This window comes from Psychrobacter nivimaris (genome assembly GCF_043419765.1).
Taxonomy (GTDB): Bacteria; Pseudomonadota; Gammaproteobacteria; order Pseudomonadales; family Moraxellaceae; genus Psychrobacter.
This window is the reverse complement of sequence record NZ_JBHOFX010000004.1, coordinates 221,608-242,425: the sequence shown is the minus strand read 5'-3', so window position 1 is coordinate 242,425 and position 20,818 is coordinate 221,608. Positions and strand designations below refer to the sequence as shown.

The 20,818-nt window shown below is 42.6% G+C and carries 20 protein-coding genes; 9 read left to right on the top strand and 11 right to left on the bottom strand.

All coding sequences use genetic code 11. From position 1 onward, the window contains the following. The first annotated feature begins 407 nt into the window (after positions 1–407). Both rpmB and rpmG read left to right on the top strand, forming a co-directional pair. A complete protein-coding gene (gene rpmB / locus ACHEVO_RS10500; protein ID WP_057761372.1) occupies positions 408–644 on the top strand; it encodes a 50S ribosomal protein L28 in 237 nt (78 codons plus the stop codon). A gap of 128 nt (positions 645–772) precedes the next feature. Further along, on the top strand, positions 773–928 hold the full coding sequence (gene rpmG / locus ACHEVO_RS10495) for a 50S ribosomal protein L33 (RefSeq protein WP_010201403.1): 156 nt from the start codon (positions 773–775) through the stop codon (positions 926–928). Between the two features lie 185 nt (positions 929–1,113). On the opposite strand, the gene ACHEVO_RS10490 is transcribed toward rpmG, so the two are convergent. The 11 genes from ACHEVO_RS10490 to ispH form a co-directional block, all read right to left on the bottom strand. Beyond that, positions 1,114–1,425 (bottom strand): hypothetical protein, encoded by a 312-nt coding sequence (locus ACHEVO_RS10490; protein ID WP_101205798.1) that lies wholly within the window; start codon positions 1,423–1,425, stop codon positions 1,114–1,116. Between the two features lie 221 nt (positions 1,426–1,646). After that, positions 1,647–1,958 carry a hypothetical protein gene (locus tag ACHEVO_RS10485; protein ID WP_057761376.1) on the bottom strand — a complete coding sequence of 104 codons (312 nt, stop codon included), beginning with the start codon at positions 1,956–1,958 and terminating at the stop codon, positions 1,647–1,649. A gap of 125 nt (positions 1,959–2,083) precedes the next feature. Further along, positions 2,084–2,482 carry a hypothetical protein gene (locus tag ACHEVO_RS10480; RefSeq protein ID WP_394124865.1) on the bottom strand — a complete coding sequence of 133 codons (399 nt, stop codon included), beginning with the start codon at positions 2,480–2,482 and terminating at the stop codon, positions 2,084–2,086. 211 nt (positions 2,483–2,693) lie between these two features. Then, positions 2,694–3,383, bottom strand: coding sequence for a ribulose-phosphate 3-epimerase (gene rpe, locus ACHEVO_RS10475; protein WP_057761380.1), 690 nt, complete (start codon positions 3,381–3,383; stop codon positions 2,694–2,696). 114 nt (positions 3,384–3,497) lie between these two features. Beyond that, the gene (locus ACHEVO_RS10470) at positions 3,498–3,728 is read right to left on the bottom strand and encodes a TIGR03643 family protein (RefSeq protein WP_394124996.1); all 231 of its coding nucleotides are present in this window, start codon (positions 3,726–3,728) and stop codon (positions 3,498–3,500) included. 282 nt (positions 3,729–4,010) lie between these two features. Beyond that, complete coding sequence (gene fghA / locus ACHEVO_RS10465; RefSeq protein WP_394124864.1) at positions 4,011–4,901, bottom strand: S-formylglutathione hydrolase; 891 nt, start codon at positions 4,899–4,901, stop codon at positions 4,011–4,013. A 120-nt stretch (positions 4,902–5,021) separates the two neighbouring features. Next, entirely contained in the window at positions 5,022–6,503 is a 1,482-nt protein-coding gene (locus ACHEVO_RS10460) for a C13 family peptidase (RefSeq protein WP_394124863.1), read from the bottom strand. 319 nt (positions 6,504–6,822) lie between these two features. Continuing rightward, a complete protein-coding gene (gene htpG / locus ACHEVO_RS10455; protein ID WP_394124862.1) occupies positions 6,823–8,784 on the bottom strand; it encodes a molecular chaperone HtpG in 1,962 nt (653 codons plus the stop codon). A gap of 534 nt (positions 8,785–9,318) precedes the next feature. Continuing rightward, positions 9,319–10,134, bottom strand: coding sequence for a thioesterase family protein (locus ACHEVO_RS10450; RefSeq protein WP_296207102.1), 816 nt, complete (start codon positions 10,132–10,134; stop codon positions 9,319–9,321). A 54-nt stretch (positions 10,135–10,188) separates the two neighbouring features. Continuing rightward, entirely contained in the window at positions 10,189–10,437 is a 249-nt protein-coding gene (locus ACHEVO_RS10445; protein ID WP_394124861.1) for a hypothetical protein, read from the bottom strand. 53 nt (positions 10,438–10,490) lie between these two features. Next, complete coding sequence (gene ispH / locus ACHEVO_RS10440) at positions 10,491–11,447, bottom strand: 4-hydroxy-3-methylbut-2-enyl diphosphate reductase (protein ID WP_057761392.1); 957 nt, start codon at positions 11,445–11,447, stop codon at positions 10,491–10,493. Positions 11,448–11,820: 373 nt separating this feature from the next. Between ispH and gmk the strand changes: the two genes are divergently transcribed. From gmk to ACHEVO_RS10405, 7 genes are all read left to right on the top strand, one after another. Beyond that, positions 11,821–12,447, top strand: coding sequence for a guanylate kinase (gene gmk, locus ACHEVO_RS10435; protein ID WP_102091897.1), 627 nt, complete (start codon positions 11,821–11,823; stop codon positions 12,445–12,447). A gap of 164 nt (positions 12,448–12,611) precedes the next feature. Continuing rightward, complete coding sequence (gene rpoZ / locus ACHEVO_RS10430) at positions 12,612–12,872, top strand: DNA-directed RNA polymerase subunit omega (RefSeq protein WP_057761396.1); 261 nt, start codon at positions 12,612–12,614, stop codon at positions 12,870–12,872. A gap of 339 nt (positions 12,873–13,211) precedes the next feature. Further along, positions 13,212–15,410, top strand: a complete 2,199-nt coding sequence (locus ACHEVO_RS10425; protein ID WP_057761397.1) for a RelA/SpoT family protein — start codon at positions 13,212–13,214, stop codon at positions 15,408–15,410. A gap of 113 nt (positions 15,411–15,523) precedes the next feature. After that, entirely contained in the window at positions 15,524–15,904 is a 381-nt protein-coding gene (locus tag ACHEVO_RS10420) for a RidA family protein (RefSeq protein ID WP_057761400.1), read from the top strand. A 173-nt stretch (positions 15,905–16,077) separates the two neighbouring features. Continuing rightward, entirely contained in the window at positions 16,078–18,366 is a 2,289-nt protein-coding gene (locus tag ACHEVO_RS10415) for a primosomal protein N' (RefSeq protein ID WP_394124860.1), read from the top strand. 234 nt (positions 18,367–18,600) lie between these two features. Continuing rightward, positions 18,601–19,782, top strand: coding sequence for a cation diffusion facilitator family transporter (locus tag ACHEVO_RS10410; RefSeq protein WP_394124859.1), 1,182 nt, complete (start codon positions 18,601–18,603; stop codon positions 19,780–19,782). 307 nt (positions 19,783–20,089) lie between these two features. Continuing rightward, positions 20,090–20,794: a hypothetical protein gene (locus ACHEVO_RS10405; protein ID WP_394124858.1), complete on the top strand. Its 705-nt coding sequence runs from the start codon at positions 20,090–20,092 to the stop codon at positions 20,792–20,794. The last annotated feature ends 24 nt before the right edge of the window (positions 20,795–20,818 follow it).

The following is a 20,818-nucleotide window of genomic DNA, read 5'->3' as shown; positions in this document are numbered from 1 at the left end:
AATGATACATAGATTTACAGTAATACTGGTGTATTAACAGATTGTATTAAATATATAACAGCAACTTTACTGACTTTTGTTATAACTTACAACTAAAAATTAATCTTTACTATTAAACAATCAACAACATAGAGCGCTCATTTCAGGGTATAATACCCCTCCTTTAATTCGACAGTTATTGTAAAAATATTTGAGTATTCATCTGTTTTATGGTATAAATGTCGGCTTTAAAATTTTCTGAATTGGTCAGCCTGTTATTTGCCTTTAGATAGCAGCAAAACCAGCTCAACCTTCATATAGTTTTGTTTGGTGCAAAGCTGCCGCTTGCTGTGTCCATGCCGCAAAAACGTGCAACTTGCCCAGACTGGTATGAGAAAAACTCATACCTCATAGATTAGGAGTTCGCCATGTCTCGAGTTTGCCAAGTGACTGGAAAGCGCCCTATGGTGGGTAATAATGTTTCGCATGCAAACAACAAAACCCGTCGTCGCTTTCTACCAAACCTTCACAACCATCGTTTTTGGGTAGAGTCTGAAAACCGCTTTGTACGTCTACGTGTGTCTACCAAAGGTATGCGCATCATTGACAAACTTGGTATCGATAAAGTGTTAGCGGATCTACGCGCACAAGGTCAAAAAGTTTAAGTTAAAAATAGCAGCTGGGTGATGACTCTCATCATTTAGGCTGCTGTTTTGCTACATTAATTGTGGCAACTTACTCTTTGAGACACGTACCTATCGTTTGAAGACCCCTCATTTACAGGAAAGCTATCATGAGAGATAAAATTAAATTAGTATCAACAGCTGGTACTGGGTATTACTACACCACTACTAAAAACAAGCGCACTATGCCTGGCAAAATGGAAATCAAAAAGTTTGATCCAAAAGTACGCCAGCACGTGATCTTTAAAGAAGCTAAAATCAAATAACTGCCATCATTTGTAGAAGGCATTTTTATAAATACTTTCTATAAAGAAGTTATTTGAACAAAAAAAGGGTTTATCAATTGATAAACCCTTTTTTTATGGCTGTAGTTTGATGTTGCTAAGCTATATCTTCAATCATTCACTTTGAATGGCGTTTGCTTTAACTGGTGCTCAAGAATAACCAAAGGTTAGCTGTAGTGTGTTGGTTCTTTATCATATACATGCGCATGCCATTTACTCATTTGCTTTTGCATAATGACCTGAATTGCAGCATGAATCATGTGTTGACCAATGGCTTGAGTATCGCTACCAAGTAGTTCTTTTAACTTGTCAGAAAAATCGATAGTCATCAGCGGCGCTTCGTCTTGTTCAGCATCACGCAATAACAATCTACCATCATCTGCTTCCACCAACTCTAACGTGGTTTCTTTAGCAAATCCTGCAAATTGATCGCTACTCTCGTTATCTACTTCTATATCATTATCGATATCGTATGGCATTAATGTGTTCCTTATTATCCCGTTTAGTACTGGTAGAGAAACTGGTCATTGCAAAGCAGTTATTTATTGAAAACAAACTCATTCGGCAAATCTATCGTCTTACAGTAACGCGGGTAAATCTGTCTTACTCATACAATGGACGCTTTAACACTCGAATTCAAGGGCTGTCACATAAGTCTTCGCTATAAAAGCAAACTTGAATGCCATGTCATTTGTATATATTAGTGCCAATAACGCAACTTTCCTAATGTAAATAAGAAGGCCACAAACATTCCAAGATAATAAACCAGCTTTAGCTCAAGGCTAGGATCACGATACTTAAATGGCAGTGCAACGGTGGCCGTCGCAGTAGGCAATATCAGCAGCATCAGCAGCCAGTTTTCAATGACATTTAGCCAACCTTGTAAATCGGTTCCGTGACGTAGTGACGCCAACCCCATTAATAAACAAGCGATAATTAAGCTGGTAAATAAGCCATTTGGTAAGTCTTTAGGATAGATAATTTTAGCAATACTGGCTGGTACGATTCTCATATAAAATTCCAGTCATGCTTGTAGAACATGGCTTAATGATTAAAAAATATAAAATATTACGACACTGTATAGGCGTGAATAAACAATATAGGTGCGAAAAAGCATTATATTTACAGCGAAACAACTTAACTGTAAGTACCCATCAGCCATAGCATTGAGATACAAGAGGTCAAATAACCCAAACTAATGGCATTCCAACTCTCGATATGCAGACCTTTAACTTTATTGAGTATGCGAGAGCCTACCCAAAAAAACAGCGGAATGCCTAGCATAAATGCAGGCACAATGACTGCAGCGTGACGCAGTACGGTTTCAACGTCATCACCTATCATCAGGCGAAAGCCATAACCTGCCAAACTAAGTACCAGTGCAAACATCGCTAAGCCAATGGTAATACCTTTCGGTACCAAACTGCGCTGCGGTGTTTCATTTTCAAGTGATTGCTTAGCCTGCTGGTTCAACGCTTCATGAGAGCTTGTTTGCTCAGAAGGCACTGTTGAACTGCTAGAATTATTTGTGTCCATATTTCACCTTTACGTGACTGACCGTTATATAGAGTTGATTCAATTTGAAAGAGGTACAAGGCAACTGAGTGCAGATGTAACTGTGATACTTCAAGCGAGGTTAACGCTGTAGCTCTTTTATATCGGATTAACTATATAGTCATAAGTTATACAGCACATCTTAATATCATTGTTGTATGGCTAATAGCGTTTATTAACCATATAACACTCGCTAGCTATTATTGGCTAATAATAACTCTGCGCGCATCTCATCAATAGCCGCTTTATAATCTTCTTGATTGAAGATTGCAGAACCCGCAACGAACATATCAGCGCCCGCTTCAGCAATCGCACGTATATTACTAGCTTTGATACCACCATCAACTTCCAATCGAATATCTCGACCACTAGTAATGATACGCTGACGTACCTGACGGACTTTATCTAAAGTACTATCGATAAACGACTGTCCACCGTAGCCCGGGTTCACACTCATTAATAAAATCTGATCTACTTTATCCATGACATAATCAAGATAATGCAGCGGGGTCGCTGGGTTCAATACCAAGCCACACTCTGCACCGCCATCTTTGATCAGTTGAAGTGAGCGATCGATATGAGCGCTGGCTTCAGGATGGAAGGTAATGATACTAGCACCCGCTTCCAAAAACTGCTCAATCATACTATCGACAGGTGAAACCATCAGATGTACATCAATTGGCGCTTCAACACCATAGTCACGTAATGCCTTACAAATCATGCTACCAAACGTCAAATTGGGTACGTAATGATTGTCCATTACATCAAAATGAATCACATCGGCACCCGACTCTAGTACCTTCTCCACTTCTTCGCCCAACCGCGCGAAATCAGCTGAGAGTATCGACGGTGCAATAAGATAAGGTTTAGCAGGACTGTTCATAATTGAGCTACCTAATTCATGTTTATATAAGATATTGATAAATTAAAAAGGAAATTTCAAGCGGCTCACATATACTGAGAGCCTTTTATATATTGATGCTAAATACTTAGTGGTTTAGCGCTGCTTATATTGAGTTTTACAATAAGCACGGCCAACTTCGAAAGAGCGCTTTGCCTCATGCTTGGTAGCACGATTGCTCACTCTCTGACGCCATAAGCGAAAAGATGACGACTTTAACTCTTGGCGCATGAGTTTGATAACCCCAGTCTCATCGAGACCGTAGCTATGCTCTATAGCACCAAATGGCGTTCTATCTTCCCATGCCATCTCTATCACGCGAGATATTTGTACATCATCAAGTACTCTATCGCCAGCATCGTTAACGGTTTTTGCAATCAGCTCGTCTGACTTAGCTTGAGACACTTCATCATTATACTCATTGCTACGTTGTTTGTTTTTTAGAGCAGCATCCATATCAGCCTGCATAGTCGCTTTTGTAGAGCTCGTATCTGCTGACTTATTCTTTGAATTAGAAGCTGTCAAATCTTGATAACTTGCCATAAAAATTACCTTTTGAGCATGAAATGGGATAGCGAAAACACGTATTACGGTTATCTACTTAGCAGCCTAGCTCAGTTGAGCCATATGCCAATGATGTTCGATATGATCATTAATCACCGTTTGGATAAAATAATAGCTGTGGTCATGCCCCGCTTGATAGCGTAATGTTAAGGGCTGTTCGGCTTTTGCACAAGCATCTTGTAGTTTAGATGTCTGTAGTTGGCCTTCTGCTAAGAAGTTATCAGCTGCGCCTTGATCAACCAAAATGCTCGAATACTGCTGACCGACTTTTTCAATCATCTGTGAGGCGTCCGCTTGTGCCCATAGAGACTTGTCATCACCGAAGTACTCTGTATAGGCAGCTTGCCCCCATGCAGATTCACTAGCTGCGCATACTGGCGATAAAGCCGATACGCTGACAAACTTGCTCGGGAACTTAAACCCTAGCAACAGCGCACTATGACCACCCATTGAGTGTCCTGTGACACCGATGCTATGGATAGGAAATTCTGAACGTAATAAGTCATATAGCTCATCAACGATGTAGCTTTGCATATTAAAATTTTCTGACCATGGCGCTTGGGTCGCGTCAACATAATAGCTTGCACCTTGACCGACAAAATAGCGATCGTCGTTTGGTACATCGCTGTCGTCGCTACTTCTAGGCGAAGTATCAGGTGCGATAAGTATCATACCAAGCTCGCTGCATTTCTGCTGAAAATGCGCCTTATGGGTGACATTATCGGCATTACATGTCAAACCTGATAGGTACAATATCGCAGGACAACGTCGCCCAGCCAAGGCTTCATCAGGTAGATAAATACTAAACGTCATAGAGGTTTTGGTAGATGTCGACTCGTGACTATAATAATGCTGCTCACCATTAAAACAGCGATTCACGCTTTTTTGAGTAAGCTGTCTATTGGTAGATAAACTATGACTATAGGAGTTTTGCATGAGTGATATCCTTTTATTCAAAATAGAACCAATGACGATGTTTAATAAATACTCATCATCTAATAGTAAATCTGATATTGGCATTTATAAAATGCTAGATCATACTTTGTATTTATTCAGCTATTCAGCGCCTATCTCTACTTCGTCTACCGACTGATTAGCAGCATTGTCAGGTAGAATATTAACCATTGTAGAAGTAGTATTATTTGTAATACTAGCAACGGATGGGCGCGCCTTATCAAACAGTACTTGCTCAAACGCAGGCAATGCCGTCTCCATTAAGCTACCAATGACCATTTGCGGCTCTGATGGCTCAAAGCCCATTGCGCTCTCACGCTCATTGACCCGTATACTGGCATCTTTAAAAGCCGACTCAAAACTGGTATTCCCTCGTAGGCTTTCAGCAAAAAACGCTTGGCCAAAATAGGTCATCTCAGCTGTGTTGGTGCAGCCAAACGACGCTTTGTCAGCAGCTGATGCAGTAATCACTACCGTGGTTGGCGATGCTAATTCGTCAATAAACGAACCTGAGTAGCAGGCAGACACCACTATCACACGCCAGCGGATACCAGATGCGTCTAGCGCGTCACGCAACCATATAGCATCTAAATTATCCATCGCAAGCGGCGGATTTGCCAATTGGACGATATCCTGATTACCATGTGAAGACAACGTTAGAAACAACACATCTTCATCAGCGTTCATCTGCTGACCGATTTTCTTTAGGCCGCGCAAAATGCTGGTCTTAGTAGCAATTGGTTCATCTAGCCAACTATAAGTATTATTGATCAGCGATAGTGAATGCCCGCTGGTACCAAAGCGCACATCAAACAGCTCGCGTACCTTATTAATCTCAGAGCGAAAGACATTTTGATCAGAAAACCCCGCAACTCCCATAAAGTACCAGTCAGTTTTGCCATCGATACTTGGGTCTATACTATCCAATGCTTGCTGTAATAGACGTGGCTGCTGATATAGTGCCGCCTCTTCTAGTACAGGCTCTACAGGTATTTGCTTAAAAATTGGCTGATCAGCGACATTACGCTGCCAGATGGTCAGCAACGCCACCGCGCCAACCAATACAATGATTCGCTCCCACCATGGTATACGCAGACGACGGGAGAAAATCCACAATAGCGCTAGCGTTTGCCATAAGAACAATACTAAAAACAGTACTGGTAAGAACGAATAACTCCAATTTGGCAACCAACCATAGCTACCAAAAAACTGCACCAAGCTCTGTAATAAGGCTGACAATGTATCGGCGACCAACCACAGCACTACTGGTACAAATACCAAGGCTTGGTTGCTCGCTCGCCGAGCCAAAATGATACCACCAAGCAAAATAATCATCGGCCAGATCAAATAACTGACCAATCCTTGCTCATTAAATATACTGCCACTTTCAGCAGCTAACCATGAAAATAAGACATTACTACCAAGTGCCAATAGCGCAAATACGGCAAACTGTACAAAAGTAGGTTTAACCCAAGAAAAAGCCCGTGTTGAGCCCACCAGCATCCATAAGGTTGCAATAATATTGGCAGCGAAATTGAGCGAAAAACGCTGAAGCGAGACGGTTTTTAACGACGTAAGTGACAAAGACTTAGACCTCTAGCCAGTCGAGAAAAATAAAATGACTCAATGATAATTATCTTAATGTAACAGCCGCGCGGTGCAATCAATTGACGATTTTTTATACAGCATGCAGACATCGATTTATATTGAATTCACGATGGAGTGATTATAGAAGATGACCAGCACTGCTTAATATTTTAGCTCGCTAATCTATCGCGATTGTAACGGATTGTCGGTTAAGAGGATAAGGCTGATTTGTAAAATTCACTCAAATTCGGCTAAAAGTTCAAATAAAAAAGGAGGCCTCCTATATAAAGCCTCCCTTTTTACTAATTACTAAACATTATCTCATCAATAGTTCATTGACGCGTTTTAGGTAAGCGGCTGGATCGTCTAGCTGACCGCCATCTGCTAACAATGCTTGATCAAAGATTACTTGTGCCAGACTGTCAAACTGATCACTACTTTCAAGCTTTTTGATGAGTGGATGATCAGGGTTTACTTCTAGCGTTGGCTTACTTGCTGGTACGTCCTGACCCATTTGCTGTAGCATCTGAATCATTTGTGGTGATAGCTCACCTTCACCAACGACCAAACAAGCTGGACTATCGACTAAACGCGTCGATACTTTGACGTCTTTAGCACGCTCGCCCAACGCAGCTTTTAGCTTATCAACTACTGGCTTTAGCGTTTCTTGTGCTTTCTCTGCTTCCGCTTTTTCTGCTTCATCTTGCAAGTCGCCTAGGTCTACTGCGCCTTTCGCGATGTTTTGCAGCGGTGTCTCATCGAATGAGGTCAAGAAGTTCATTGCCCATTCATCAACACGGCTGGTCATCAAGATAACTTCGATGCCTTTTTTCTTGAATAGCTCAAGTTGCGGGCTGTTTTTCGCAGCGGCTAGGTTATCAGCGGTGAGGTAGTAGATGGCTTTTTGACCATCTTTCATACGGCCTTTATAATCTTCGAAGCTTGTTACCAAACCGTCTTGGGTGCTGGTGGCATAACGCAATAGCTTAGCAATACGTTCTTGATTGCCTGCATCTTCGCCTAGACCTTCTTTGATGACATCACCGAACTCTGCATAGAATTGGGCAAATTTCTCTTGCTTGTCACTGTCTTCGCTATTAGCAAGGCTTGCGAGTAAGGTTAAGATACGGCGAGCGTTACCATCACGGATAGATTTTACATCACGTGACTCTTGTAGTAGCTCACGGCTCACGTTCAATGGCAAGTCTGCTGAATCGATCACACCTTTCACGAAACGCAAATACATCGGTAGCAATTGCTCAGCTTCGTCCATGATAAAGACGCGCTTCACGTAAAGCTTTAGACCATGCTGCTGCTCACGAGTGTATAGATCAACTGGCGCTTTTTTAGGGATATATAGTAGCTGCGTATACTGTACGCGACCCTCTACACGGTTATGCGTCCAAGTAAGCGGCGCATCCATGTCATAAGAAATATTCTTATAAAAATCGACATACTCATCATCTTCAATTTCAGAGCTAGAGCGAGTCCATAGTGCACTGGCTTTATTGATTGTTTCCCACTCATCAGTGAGTACCATCTTGCCACCAGCAGGCGTGTCGTCGTTCTCGTCTTCTTTTACATCTTCTTGCCAGATCTCTTTACGCATTTGAATTGGCAAACTGATATGGTCAGAGTATTTATTAACCAAACGCTTGATTTTGCTGCGATCTAAGTAGTTATCTTCGCCTTCGCTATATTCTTCTTTTAGATGCAAAGTAATCGCCGTACCGCGCGTGTCTTTGGTAATAGGTTCAACAGTAAAACTACCAGTACCATCTGATACCCAGCGCACGCCTTTATCCGCAGGCTCGCCCGCTTTACGTGATTCGACACTGATGGTATCAGCGACGATAAAACCTGAGTAAAAACCAACACCGAACTGACCAATCAATTGTCCGTCTTGCTTTTGTGATTCAGACAATTTATCTAAAAATGCCTTGGTACCTGATTTAGCAATCGTACCTAAGTTTTCGATGGCATCGGCTTCGTTCATACCAATACCATTGTCGGTAAAGGTAATAGTTTTGGCAGCTTCATCGACGGCGATGCGGATTTTTAATTCGCCATCATCTTCATAGAGGCTATCATCATTTGTGCCTTCAAAGCGCAACTTATCACAAGCATCCGACGCATTAGATACCAATTCGCGGACAAAAATATCAGCGTTAGAATATAGTGAATGCGTTACCAAATGCAGTAACTGCGCCACTTCCGCTTCAAACGTATGTTTTTTTAATTCTGGATTCAGACCTTCAGCTTGAGTTGCTTCACTCATAAAAACTCCTTTAAATTCTATGAAAGACCTATTATCAGATAACGATATACTCACTAAAGCCGTTCTCATAATGTTAGAGAACTTGCCGTATGTAATACCGTTAAACTGTCTATACTAATAGGGGCATTGAGAAAAAATTCAAGCTCAAAAGTTTTATTCCATAAAAAACACCGCGCTTGTTTACCAAGGCGGTGTTCTGGTATCAGTTATTTGTTTGCTTGGTTTTTACTTGCTTCGTCATTTAATTGCTCAGTTATTTTCTGATATAACAATCAACGCGCAAACAACAGCAACTATTCTGAATATGCTTCTATCAATATATCCCAGAGAGTCGTCAGCTTTTTTGAAAATTGAGTATGGGTTTTCATAGTAACCTCTATGTCGATTAACATCAGCTTGTTAGTAATATTGTATTGTTAGTAATATTGTCTTGTTAGCTACTATTAAAACCATTTCTCTATTATTTGTATAATTAATTGATTACAACGTATAGTTTCATTTTTCAAAACTATAGCCTGACTGACTCTTAGCCTTTTAACGTGGCATAGGGCGAATAGTAAGGATTTGCTCACTACGACCAAAAGGCCCAGACACATCGTGCAATACCGCACTGGTCAACCCGATACCATCATCACCATATTGTTGTACAGCCTCGATACCCAGCCAGCGACCTTTTGGCGAGCGGTGCATATGGATTTGCAAATCAGTATTGGGAAACATCCATTCTAACTTAGATAAACCAAGACCCAATCTTGGTACAACACCATTGGCAGTATCGACCATACCTAACAGATGCACCAAATCATCAGTCGGCTCGCCTTCTACCATGTCGAGATCATTGGTAATCCATACCATACCGCGACCAGAACGACGGTCTTCTGTCGCTACTAGACGTACGCTCTCAATAAAACCACCCGGCCAGCCTTTCATACCTTCCCAAACTGGTAGTCCTTCAGGTTTGTATTCTGCTGGTTGATCTTCAAGTCCGGCAATCTCGCTGGTATCTTGAGTAATCAGTCGCCACGCTCTTGCAATGATAGCATCGCGGCCACGGCTACTCATGACCGCTTCGACCAGCTCAATAGTCTTACCCGGTCGGATACAGCGAGTAGTGATAGTAAAATCGTCAAGCGGTATTAGCCCCAAGATATCGAGGCTCACACGTGCGATACGGGTATTAGGTTGTGGCGCGAAGCTGTTAATCTCGGCTGTTAATAGGCCTGTTGCTGGCGCCATGTGCTGCTCATGCTCATTCCAAGCACCTTGAGCATGCTTGGTTGGCTGATAATGCGCCACACTAACACCGTCTTCTTGTAATTCTCGTTTAACAAATTTGTAATAAGCAGTCATAGCTATCCTATATTTGGTACTTTCATCTGTATTTTTTATTTAGGCTTGTACTTTTTATTTATGGATAAGCTCTTGTTTTCTGAGCGTGAGAATCCGGCGAGCTTTTTGTATGAAAAATAACAAACAGATCATGACTACTGCGAGCATTGCGTAGAAAAAGCTTTTATCTGCCATAAACTTCATAATATTCATAAACAATACAAAAACCACTGCTGCCATCACTAGCATATTGAGCTTTAGTTGCTTGTTGACTTCAGCGAGCGTGGCCTCTGCCAATACAAATCTGGCTTTTGGTTCTTTCATGCGACCTTATCCATATCAATGATGGTTCATACAAATACAAACACGAATATTAGTTACTTACCAACCTGAGTAACAGGTATCCGCAACGCTTTCGGCAGACTAAACGTCACATTTTCTTCAATACCAGATAGCTCACTAGGCAGATCACCACCCCAGTCTTGCAGCTGTTGCAATACTTCTTGGATCAACACTTCGGGCGCGGATGCACCAGCGGTCACGCCTATACTCTGCACACCATCTAACCAACGCTTGTCCATCTCACTGGCATTATCGATTAAATACGCTCGGCAATTCATACGCTCAGCCAGCTCACGCAGGCGATTAGAGTTTGATGAGTTTGGTGAACCGACCACTAGTACGACTTCACAGCGACTGGCCAAATCTTTTACCGCATCTTGGCGGTTTTGAGTAGCATAGCAAATGTCGTCTTTGCGAGGGCCTTGGATACTAGGAAATTTTTCACGCAGCGCATCTATGACGCGCGCAGTATCATCCATCGACAAGGTTGTCTGAGTCACAAATGCCAAGCGTTCGGCATCTTGTACAGTCAATGCGGCCACATCACCTTCATCTTCGACCAGATGAATCTGCCCGCCATGGCGACGATTAAAGCGCCCCATAGTGCCTTCGACTTCTGGATGTCCTGCATGTCCTATCAACACTGCATCCATGCCATCTTGTGCGAACTTTGCCACTTCGATATGTACTTTAGTTACCAACGGGCATGTTGCATCAAACACAGTCAAATCTCGGCGCTCAGCCTCATCTTCGACTGCTTTAGAAACCCCATGAGCGGAGAAAATAACGATAGAGCCGTCTGGTACTTCATGAAGCTCTTCAACGAATACCGCACCACGATTGGCCAAGTCTGACACCACAAACTTATTATGCACAACTTCATGACGGACATAAATAGGCGGCTCGAAACGTGTCAATGCTTCATTAACAATCGCAATTGCACGGTCCACACCAGCACAAAATCCACGGGGATTGGCAAGATAAATTTGCATAAAAAGGCCTATCATTGGATAATTTATAGTTAAAACGTATTTTTGAATTTTTTATTCAAAAGTTGGGGCGAAATCAATGCTCTACTTTAGCATAATTTGCTTTTGTCGCTCTCTAAAATAGCTGTCTGCTCATAGCAATATTTTGTAGGCAAACCTCAGCATACTTACGACATATTGCAAAACCAGCTTTAACTTGTATAAAAGCCGTTTATAATAATGCATCTATTATAATTTCTATCGCCATACATGATGGCGTTTTTTATTTTTTCCAGTCTTTGTTTTTGACTGAGGCACTGCTTAACTTTTTATCAACACGCATTTATTACGATACATTTTACGAGTTACTAAGACACCTTCTATTAGGATAAACTGTATGACAGGTTCATTATTCATCGTTACTGCCGCTTCAGGTACTGGCAAAACCTCACTGGTTAAGCAATTGCTTGCTACCACCAATGACTTAACTGTCAGCGTCTCTCATACCACTCGCGCACCACGCCCGGGCGAGATTGATGGTCAGCACTATCATTTCACGGATACCGATAGTTTTACCAATGGTATCAATGCAGGTCTATTTCTAGAGCATGCTGAAGTATTTGGTAACTATTATGGCACGTCAGAGGAAAGTGTCCGTACCCAGCTAGCGGCGGGTATTGACGTTATTTTGGAGATTGACTGGCAAGGCGCGACGCAAATCAGAAATATCTTTCCCGATGCTATTATGGTTTTTATTCTACCACCTAGCATTGCGACATTACGTCAACGTCTCTCAACCCGCGCGCAGGATTCTGTAGAAGTTATAGAGCGCCGTCTAGCTGGCGCGGTCACCGAAATGGCACAATACGTGAATGCTGACTATGTAGTGATCAATGATAATTTTGACGTAGCATTAGCTGAGTTAAAAGCCATTATCGTGGCCGACAGACAGACGCTTGGTCGTCAGCAGCAGCGCTATCATCGCACGATTAGCAACTTGCTAAACACTCAGGTAGAAGAGTAAACTAAGCACAAGCAGCTAATCTCGTAAGTAGATATAAAAAGCAACTACGCGGCTTGGCAAAAAATGCTATAATATTTAGCTATCCCCCTTTATATTTTTGATATTATTTTTATTGAGTGGCGGGCAAGGTCCGTTACTAATAGAAACAACCGAGGTAGCTATTTATGGCACGAGTGACGATTGAAGATTGTTTGGATAATGTTGATAATCGCTTTGAGCTAATTTTGGTCGCAAGCAAACGCGCCCGTCAATTGGCCAAAGGTATTGCCGAGCCGTTGGTTGACGTTGATAACGACAAGCCTACAGTATTGGCACTACGTGAAATTGCCGCTGGCAAAATAACACGCGACATCCTAAATCAGCCAGAGCATAATTTTGCTACTAGCTCATTAGATTTAGCATTGTCAGGCGACCACAGCTTCTAATAAGTTGTTTTGATAAGATGTATTTTATAGAGCCAATAGCGTTTTTATAAAATAAGTACACATCTTGATCAACTATAGAGACCACAGCATAGGCTGTGGTTTTTTGGTTGTAATAATAATGTATTGGCTATTTTGGTTACCATCTATCCCCAAAATAGACCACTGAGTGAAATTTTTTCATCGCCCACACGCTTATCAGTTGACATTGAAAGCGATTTGCGATTAATTAGAGAATGGCGTACTCATCCTTAAGTTTTGTATGGTAGGTCATTATTTAGCCTCCATTTGCTTCGGTAAGTGGCCCAACAAGTAGGTCATGGAAAATAGGATCATCATTTTATGAGTCAAACCCTACCCAAACTCAGTCATCACCTCGTCGATGATGCTCAATATAATTTACTACGTTCGGTAGGTTATCTCACTGCTGCTGAGCGCCGTGATATTGTTGATGCTTGTGAGTTCGGAGATATTGCGCACATTAAAGACAAGCGCAAATCAGGGGAACCTTATATCACGCATCCAATCGCTGTCGCTGAGATACTAGCGGGCTTTCGCTTAGATCGAGATACCATCATTGCAGCAATCCTGCATGATACGGTCGAAGACACCGAAGTCAGTGATGAGCAAATCAAGCAGCGTTATGGTGAAATTGTATCAAGACTGGTCGATGGTGTGACCAAACTAAAGTCATCTTCACATAACAAGCAGCAGAATAAAGCGGCCACCTTTCATAAAATTCTGACCGCAACCCTCGCTGACCCACGTGTACTTATTATCAAGCTTGCTGACCGTCTACATAATATGTCTACGCTTGATGCGGTACGGCCTGAGAAGCAGCGCACCACAGCTCAAGAAACCTTAGATTTTTATGTGCCATTTGCCCGATTAATGGGTCTGAATGATATTGCTGACTATATCGAAGTATTGTGTTATCGCAATTTAGACTCTGATATGTACAACAAGCTGTCCGATAAACTGCTACAGCATGGGCTTGGACGTAACTTTCAAAGAGAGTCCATTCATCGTTATTTAAGCATCGTGCTAAACAACTTGGATCTCAATGGTCTGGTCAAAGTATTAGACAATCGCGTGGTGATATATCGTCAGTTTTTCCGCAATCGCGGTGAGATTAATGCGCTACTGCGTCATTATGCGTTTGAAATCGTCCTCGACAATATCGAAGCGTGCGATAAGCTGGCCTATTATTTGATCAAAAAATATCAGATTGATGATACCCATATTGCGGATAATATTCGTCGCCCGCTGCCAGGTGGTAACCAGTCCCTCACCCTCATATATGAGCGTGACAATGATGTGGTAAAAGTCACTATATTGACCAAGCAAATGCAAAGCGCTGCAAGACTTGGTGTCATCGGGGCAGAGCACGCATCTGATGTGAGTCAATCGGTTATCCAAGCATCATTGCGCAACATGAAAGATTTGGTCGATGAAGACAATCTGAATGAAAACAGTCCTGATTTTTCAGCGGCAGTCTCTACCATTAATGAGCTGATGGATTATCTGCACTCTAGTAAAATCATTTGCTACAGTCCTCAAGGCCGTGCTTACGAGCTTCCACAGGGTGCAACCGCGCTAGATTTTGCCTACGCGGTCGGGCCTATGATTGGTAACGTTGCTGTTGGTGCAAATATTGATGGCAAAGCTGCAAAGCTTGGCACCGTAGTAAAAAATGGACAGTCCGTTGAGATAGAAGTGAATAGCCACTCAGAACCAAAAGCTGAGTGGTTGGGATTTGTAGTGACCAACAAAGCCCGTGAAGAGATTTTACGTTGGTTCAAAGACCTATCTGTCGCTGACAAACAACACCATGGCAGACAAGCCTTAGATCGTGCGCTCAGAACGCACCAGAAAAGCTTTGATGATTTGACAGATGCTGACTGGAAAGACCTGACTGAATGGCGCGGCCTAACTGAAAAAGATGCGTTATTTGAACAAATAAGCTCAGGTACGCTACTTCCTCAGCTAGTCGTGACACGCTTGTTTAGCGATGAGCTAAGCGACCTACAGGCAAAAGTACATAGCGATGACATGACTCAACCGCAACAGCTGATTGCGAATGCTGCTGGCGTCGAGCTTGATTTTGCTAATTGTTGTCATCCAATATATGGCGACCCTATCGTAGGCCATTTATCACGTCATGGTTTGGTCGTTCACCGTCATAAGTGCTTCTCACTGGACGATATCCGCAAAGACAATCCTTATCAGGTGATCCAGTTACGTTGGCGAAATGACAATGCGGTCAAACAAGGCGACATCGGTGAGCATGACCTGAAAAATAGCGGTAAGATTCGTTTTCCTGCTTATTTAAAGCTCTCAATTGCGCTTAGTGACGAGCAAATCAGTGAAGTTATCTATCACTTACGCCAGCTCAATATGGGTGTGGAAACCGTTGATGTTCGCAATACTGATACCATCATTCATATCGTGGTACGTAGTCGCAACCACTTAGCACAGGGTATTCGTGAACTACGCTCGCTGCTAGGTTTCCCTAACATTATACGGTTATATCAATTATAATAAGCGCATTTGCTGATTTGCATCACTGATATAGTCGTGGTGCAAATAGCTAAAATAGAACTGCTATTCTAGTAGCAATGAATCACTCACATAAAATATAAAAGGGATACCCCATGACTCGTCAAACCATCCAAACTGATAAAGCACCTGCAGCGGTCGGCACCTATTCTCAAGCTGTAAAAGTCGGCAATACTGTCTATATCTCAGGTCAGCTTGGTTTTGATCCTGACACGATGGAGCTAAGAGAAGGTTTTAAAGCACAGGCTGAGCAAGTATTTGAAAACATCAAAGCTATCTGTGAAGCAGCTGGTGGCAGTCTAAATGACGTGGTCAAATTCAATGTATCTTTGACTGACTTGAGTGATTTTGCTGTCTTGAACGAAGTGTTTGTCGCCAATCTAAGCGAGCCGTACCCTGCCCGCGCTGCCGTTCAAGTAGCTGCTCTACCTAAAGGTGGTGTGGTAGAAATTGAGTCTATTCTTTATATCGAATAAGATGATATTTAATGCTTAGTATTAAGTGCTAATTGTTAAGCCTCATTATTCAGTGCTAATTTTAGCAACAGCCTATGAGTCATATCACCATAAGCTTAGCATCATGCTAAGCTTATTGGTCTCCGTTCTATTATTCTGATTTTATATTCACCTAATAAGACTGCGAAGCGTTTATGTTGGTACAAGTTGCTCTGCCCGTTCCCCTTTATCGGGTGTTTGACTATAGCCTACCAGCTGATATGCTTGCTTTGCCAAACAGTGCGATACCGCAAATCGGCAGCCGTGTCGAAGTTTCATTTGGTCGTCAGACTCTGATTGGCATTGTGATTGCTAATATTTCACAAGACGATAGCAGCGTACCTGCTAACAAGATCAAACCTATTAATAAATGTCTAGATGCTGAGCCTATTTTGGACTCGGACATGCTCAAGCTTGCCTACTGGTTGGCACGCTATTACCACTATCCACTTGGCGACGTGTTAGCAGTTATCCTGCCAAGCCTTGTCCGTCAAGGCAAACCATTAGACTTGCTGATTACCCATTGGCGCATTTTGCCTCATATCACTGATGATGATTTTCGAGCCAATGCTAAAAAACAAAAGCAGCAGTTCGACATGCTAAAGCTACATGGTCAGTACGGCGCAAGTGAAGATGTATTGCTATTAGAAGGGATGCAACGAGCATTTTTAAGGACGCTAGAAGATAAAGGGCTAGTCGAGCGCTATATTCAGCCAAAACAAGCGCCTGCTCCAATTAAACTGGCAAAAATGCCACTTGATCTCAACGAGGAGCAGAGACTTGCTGTCGACGCTATTATTGCTGCACACGAATCTGATACTTATACTGGTTTTTTGCTCAATGGTATTACTGGTAGTGGTAAAACTGAAGTTTATCTGCAAGCGATGCAAGCTGTACTAGAAGCTGGTAAACAGGTGTTGATTTTGGTACCAGAGATTGGTCTCACACCGCAAACGCGGGCAAGGTTTGCTAGTCGGTTCGCCGCCCACATTGTGCTATTACACTCTGGCATGACCAACACTCATCGCTTACAAGGTTGGCAAGACTGCCGCACGGGGCATGCACAAATCGTGATCGGTACACGTTCGGCGGTACTATATCCTTTCGCAGACTTAGGCCTGATTGTCGTTGATGAGGCACATGATGGCTCGTATAAGCAGCAGGACACGTTACGTTATCATGCCGCTGATGTCGCTCTCTATCGAGGTTTGCAGTACAAAATCCCTGTCATACTCGGCACTGCCACACCTTCTCTTGAGCATTTAAAACTGGTCGATGATGGCAAACTAGTAGAATACCAACTGCTTACTCGTCCAGGTAATGCCAAGCCTGCAACCATGCAACTGATCGATGCTCGCTTGCAAAGTACTCATCAACAAGCACAAGATGACGGTGCACGCTATGATACAGGGCTGACGGATGCCATGATCGGAGCGATACGGCAAACGCTAGAAGCTGGTGATCAAGTACTAATATTTTTGAACCGTCGTGGCTATGCGCCTGTTCTCTTGTGCGAGGCTTGTGGCTGGCAAGCAGATTGTCCGCGCTGTGACGCGCACCTGACCGTTCACTATAATAGTCAAGCCCAACAAAACAGTTATTCAAGCAACTCTTACTTAAAATGCCATCATTGCGATTGGCAAGCTTATATCCCTACCGTATGCCCTGATTGTGGCAGTCAAAATCTAGACGCCAAAGGTATGGGAACGACAAGGCTTAGCGAAAATCTACATGCAATCTTTGCTAACCCTCAAACTAGCAAAGAGCTCTATCCGATTATTCAGATAGACCGTGATACCACAAGACGCAAAGACAGCTGGGAAAATATTTATGAGCAAATCAATAAAGGCAACCCTGCTATATTAGTCGGTACACAGATGGTTGCCAAAGGTCATCACTTCCCCAATGTCACGTTGGTTTGCTTACCCAATGCCGATCGCGGATTTTTATCAGCAGACTTTCGCTCACCAGAGCATACCGCGCAGCTCATGATTCAGGTGGCTGGCCGTGCTGGTCGAGGTGACAAAGCTGGCCGCGTATTGATTCAAACGTTGCAACCTGATAACGAGTTACTATTAAAACTGGTCAAAGATGGCTACTTGTCATTCGCGCGCGAGCTACTGCAAGAACGTCAAATGATGGGCTTACCTCCTCATCGACATGCTGCATTGATACGCTGCGAAGGTAAAACATTAGCAGCTACTACTCAAGCACTCAAGGATGCTATTGCGCATTTGCCGAATGCTCATAACCTCGCTGTTCTCGGTCCTATTGATGCGCCCATGAGTAAAAAGAACAGCCGCTACCATGCACAGCTTTTGCTATTGGCTAAAGACCGTCGTCAATTGCACCATGTGTTGGGACAGTGGTGGCAGCCAGTGCTCGCCCTACCAAGCGCTAAATACCTTAAGCTCACTTTGGATATTGATCCTGTCGGTTGGTAACTCTCATTTAAAACTTAATACACGATAGCGTATTTTCCTGCTCCCCTTCTCATCACGTTTACTTCGTCGTTACAGCTTCTCATGCTTGGCTATGTTAAATTTATAACTATCAAATGGTATGCGGTAAAGGCTCTACGCTTACTCTACTCATAGCAAGCATCACTTATTAGTAAACGTCACTTGTCAGTAAGTATCATCTACCGAACGCAATTATCAGCGAATTTGAGTATTATTATGAATCCAAATAATCAAAACTCTGACGAGCACAATCATAGCCAACAGCATGATAATACGGATGTGCCTAAGTACGTTTGCGACGATGAAGAAAATAATTACACTCAAGAAAACCAAGGCCATCACGATCATGATGAGCATCTAGAACAAACAACCACAGCACGAGATACCAAAGGCTATCAGCGTACTTTGCTGTTCAGCTTTATTATTATTACTGGTTATATGTTTATCGAAGCCATTGGTGGTTGGCTTACCGGTAGTTTAGCCTTGCTATCTGATGCAGGGCATATGTTAAGCGATGCGATAGCGCTTGGTGCCACTTTGGTCGCATTTAAAATCGGCGAAAAAGCGGCCACTCACCAGAAAACTTTCGGCTATAAACGCTTTGAGATATTAGTTGCTACGGTAAATGGCGCGACACTTGTCATAATTGCTTTGATGATTTTTTATGAAGCGATTAAACGTTTTAACTCACCGCCAGAAATTGCGACCCAAGGCATGCTTATCGTGGCGACTATCGGTATGTTAATCAATATTCTGGTCGCTTGGCTAATGCACCGAGGTAGTCAAGGTGGCGAGTCACACGGTCATAATCATGGTAAGGATGATGCCAAGGTCACAGAGCAGAAACCTAATAATGCAGAACCCGTTAACCTCAATATGCAAAGCGCTTATTTGCATGTATTGAGCGATTTATTAGGGTCAGTAGCAGCGATTATCGCTGCACTACTCATGATGGGTTTTGGTTGGGTATGGGCAGATGCAGTGGCATCAGTAATCGTTGCCGTGCTTATTTTAATCAGTGGCTACCGCGTCGTACGTGATTCTGTGCATATATTAATGGAAGGAACGCCTGCCAATATATCGTTAGTCGATGTGGAGCAAAAATTACTCGAAGACGCTCAAGTACAAAAAGTACATGACCTACATGTTTGGAGTATTACTAGCGGTCTCAATGCACTCTCTTGTCACGTAGTAGTGGATAGTGAGATGAGTATCCATGAGTCAAATATTCTGATTACCAGTCTCGAACAAAGACTACTAGAGCTTGGTATTCACCATGCTACTATTCAGGTCGAAAGCTCGTCTCACCCGCAGAATATCGCACATAGCGATGCATTGGTCTGTGATATTTCGGGACAGCTGCCTGATGGTAATAGTCATATTGGTCATAATCATTGATGATACATTTTCAGCTAAGTGATTGAATAAAGAGGTCAGTAATTCGAACCCTAATGTAGCAAATACAAGTATAGGCATCTGATACTGGCTCATACTAAAAGTTACGTAGAATTAGAACTAGAATCTAGATCACATTAAAGCAGTCGTGATTTGCGACAATCTTTTGTTTTATTCAACTTAAAAAAATTAAGTCCGAATCGGCTTATGTGGTTATAATAACTATTATAAAGTTTTGTTTAGCACCCCAGTTAATTTTTATAATCATACTTTTTGGTATTTTCACTCTATCTATTGATGATACAACACTATGTCTAGACGCTCAGCACCCTTTGTCGCCCCAGACTATATCGATGATCCTGCATCAAAAGATGGCAAAAAACACGCCAAAGTTTTGTTATCAACGCTGCAAGAAGACATTGCAAACTTTCGTAATGAACAGTTTCCACCTGATGTTTTGCGCCAAATTCGTGATATGCCTATTTATGAAGGCAACTTAGCCGAAGTCCAAACCTATCAACAACGTTGGCAAAATCTGCTTGAGCGCGCAAAGGATTTTTATCCAGCGGCCAACATGCCACCTGACTATCTACCGCTCCCTGCCAGTCTGGAAATACCGCAATTTATCTATCATGTTCAGCGTCTACATTTAACTAAGACACGCGCTAAAGAATCCAAAAGCTTTGGGTCAGTAGGTGCTCTGACCGATAAGTGTGGTCAATATACGGATGATGAAATTGAGCGCATGACAGCGGTGCTAGATAACGATGACGAAGCGCGACTGGTAGCGCACCGTGAGTTTATCGATCTGCGTGCTTATGTTTTTTGTCGCGATAGTAAGGGCGAGATGCTAGAGCCTGAGCGGGTACGGTTTTATCGTACTGGTCTGATTGTACATGCCCTGCCTGACTTTAAGATTGTAGATAGTCGCCAGACACCGCGTAAACGCCGCAACGATGCTTATAATAATCCGCTTGCAGACAATGGTGTGTGGAAAATTTATCGTAAAAAATAATAGATATTAGCGCGATATCGTTTT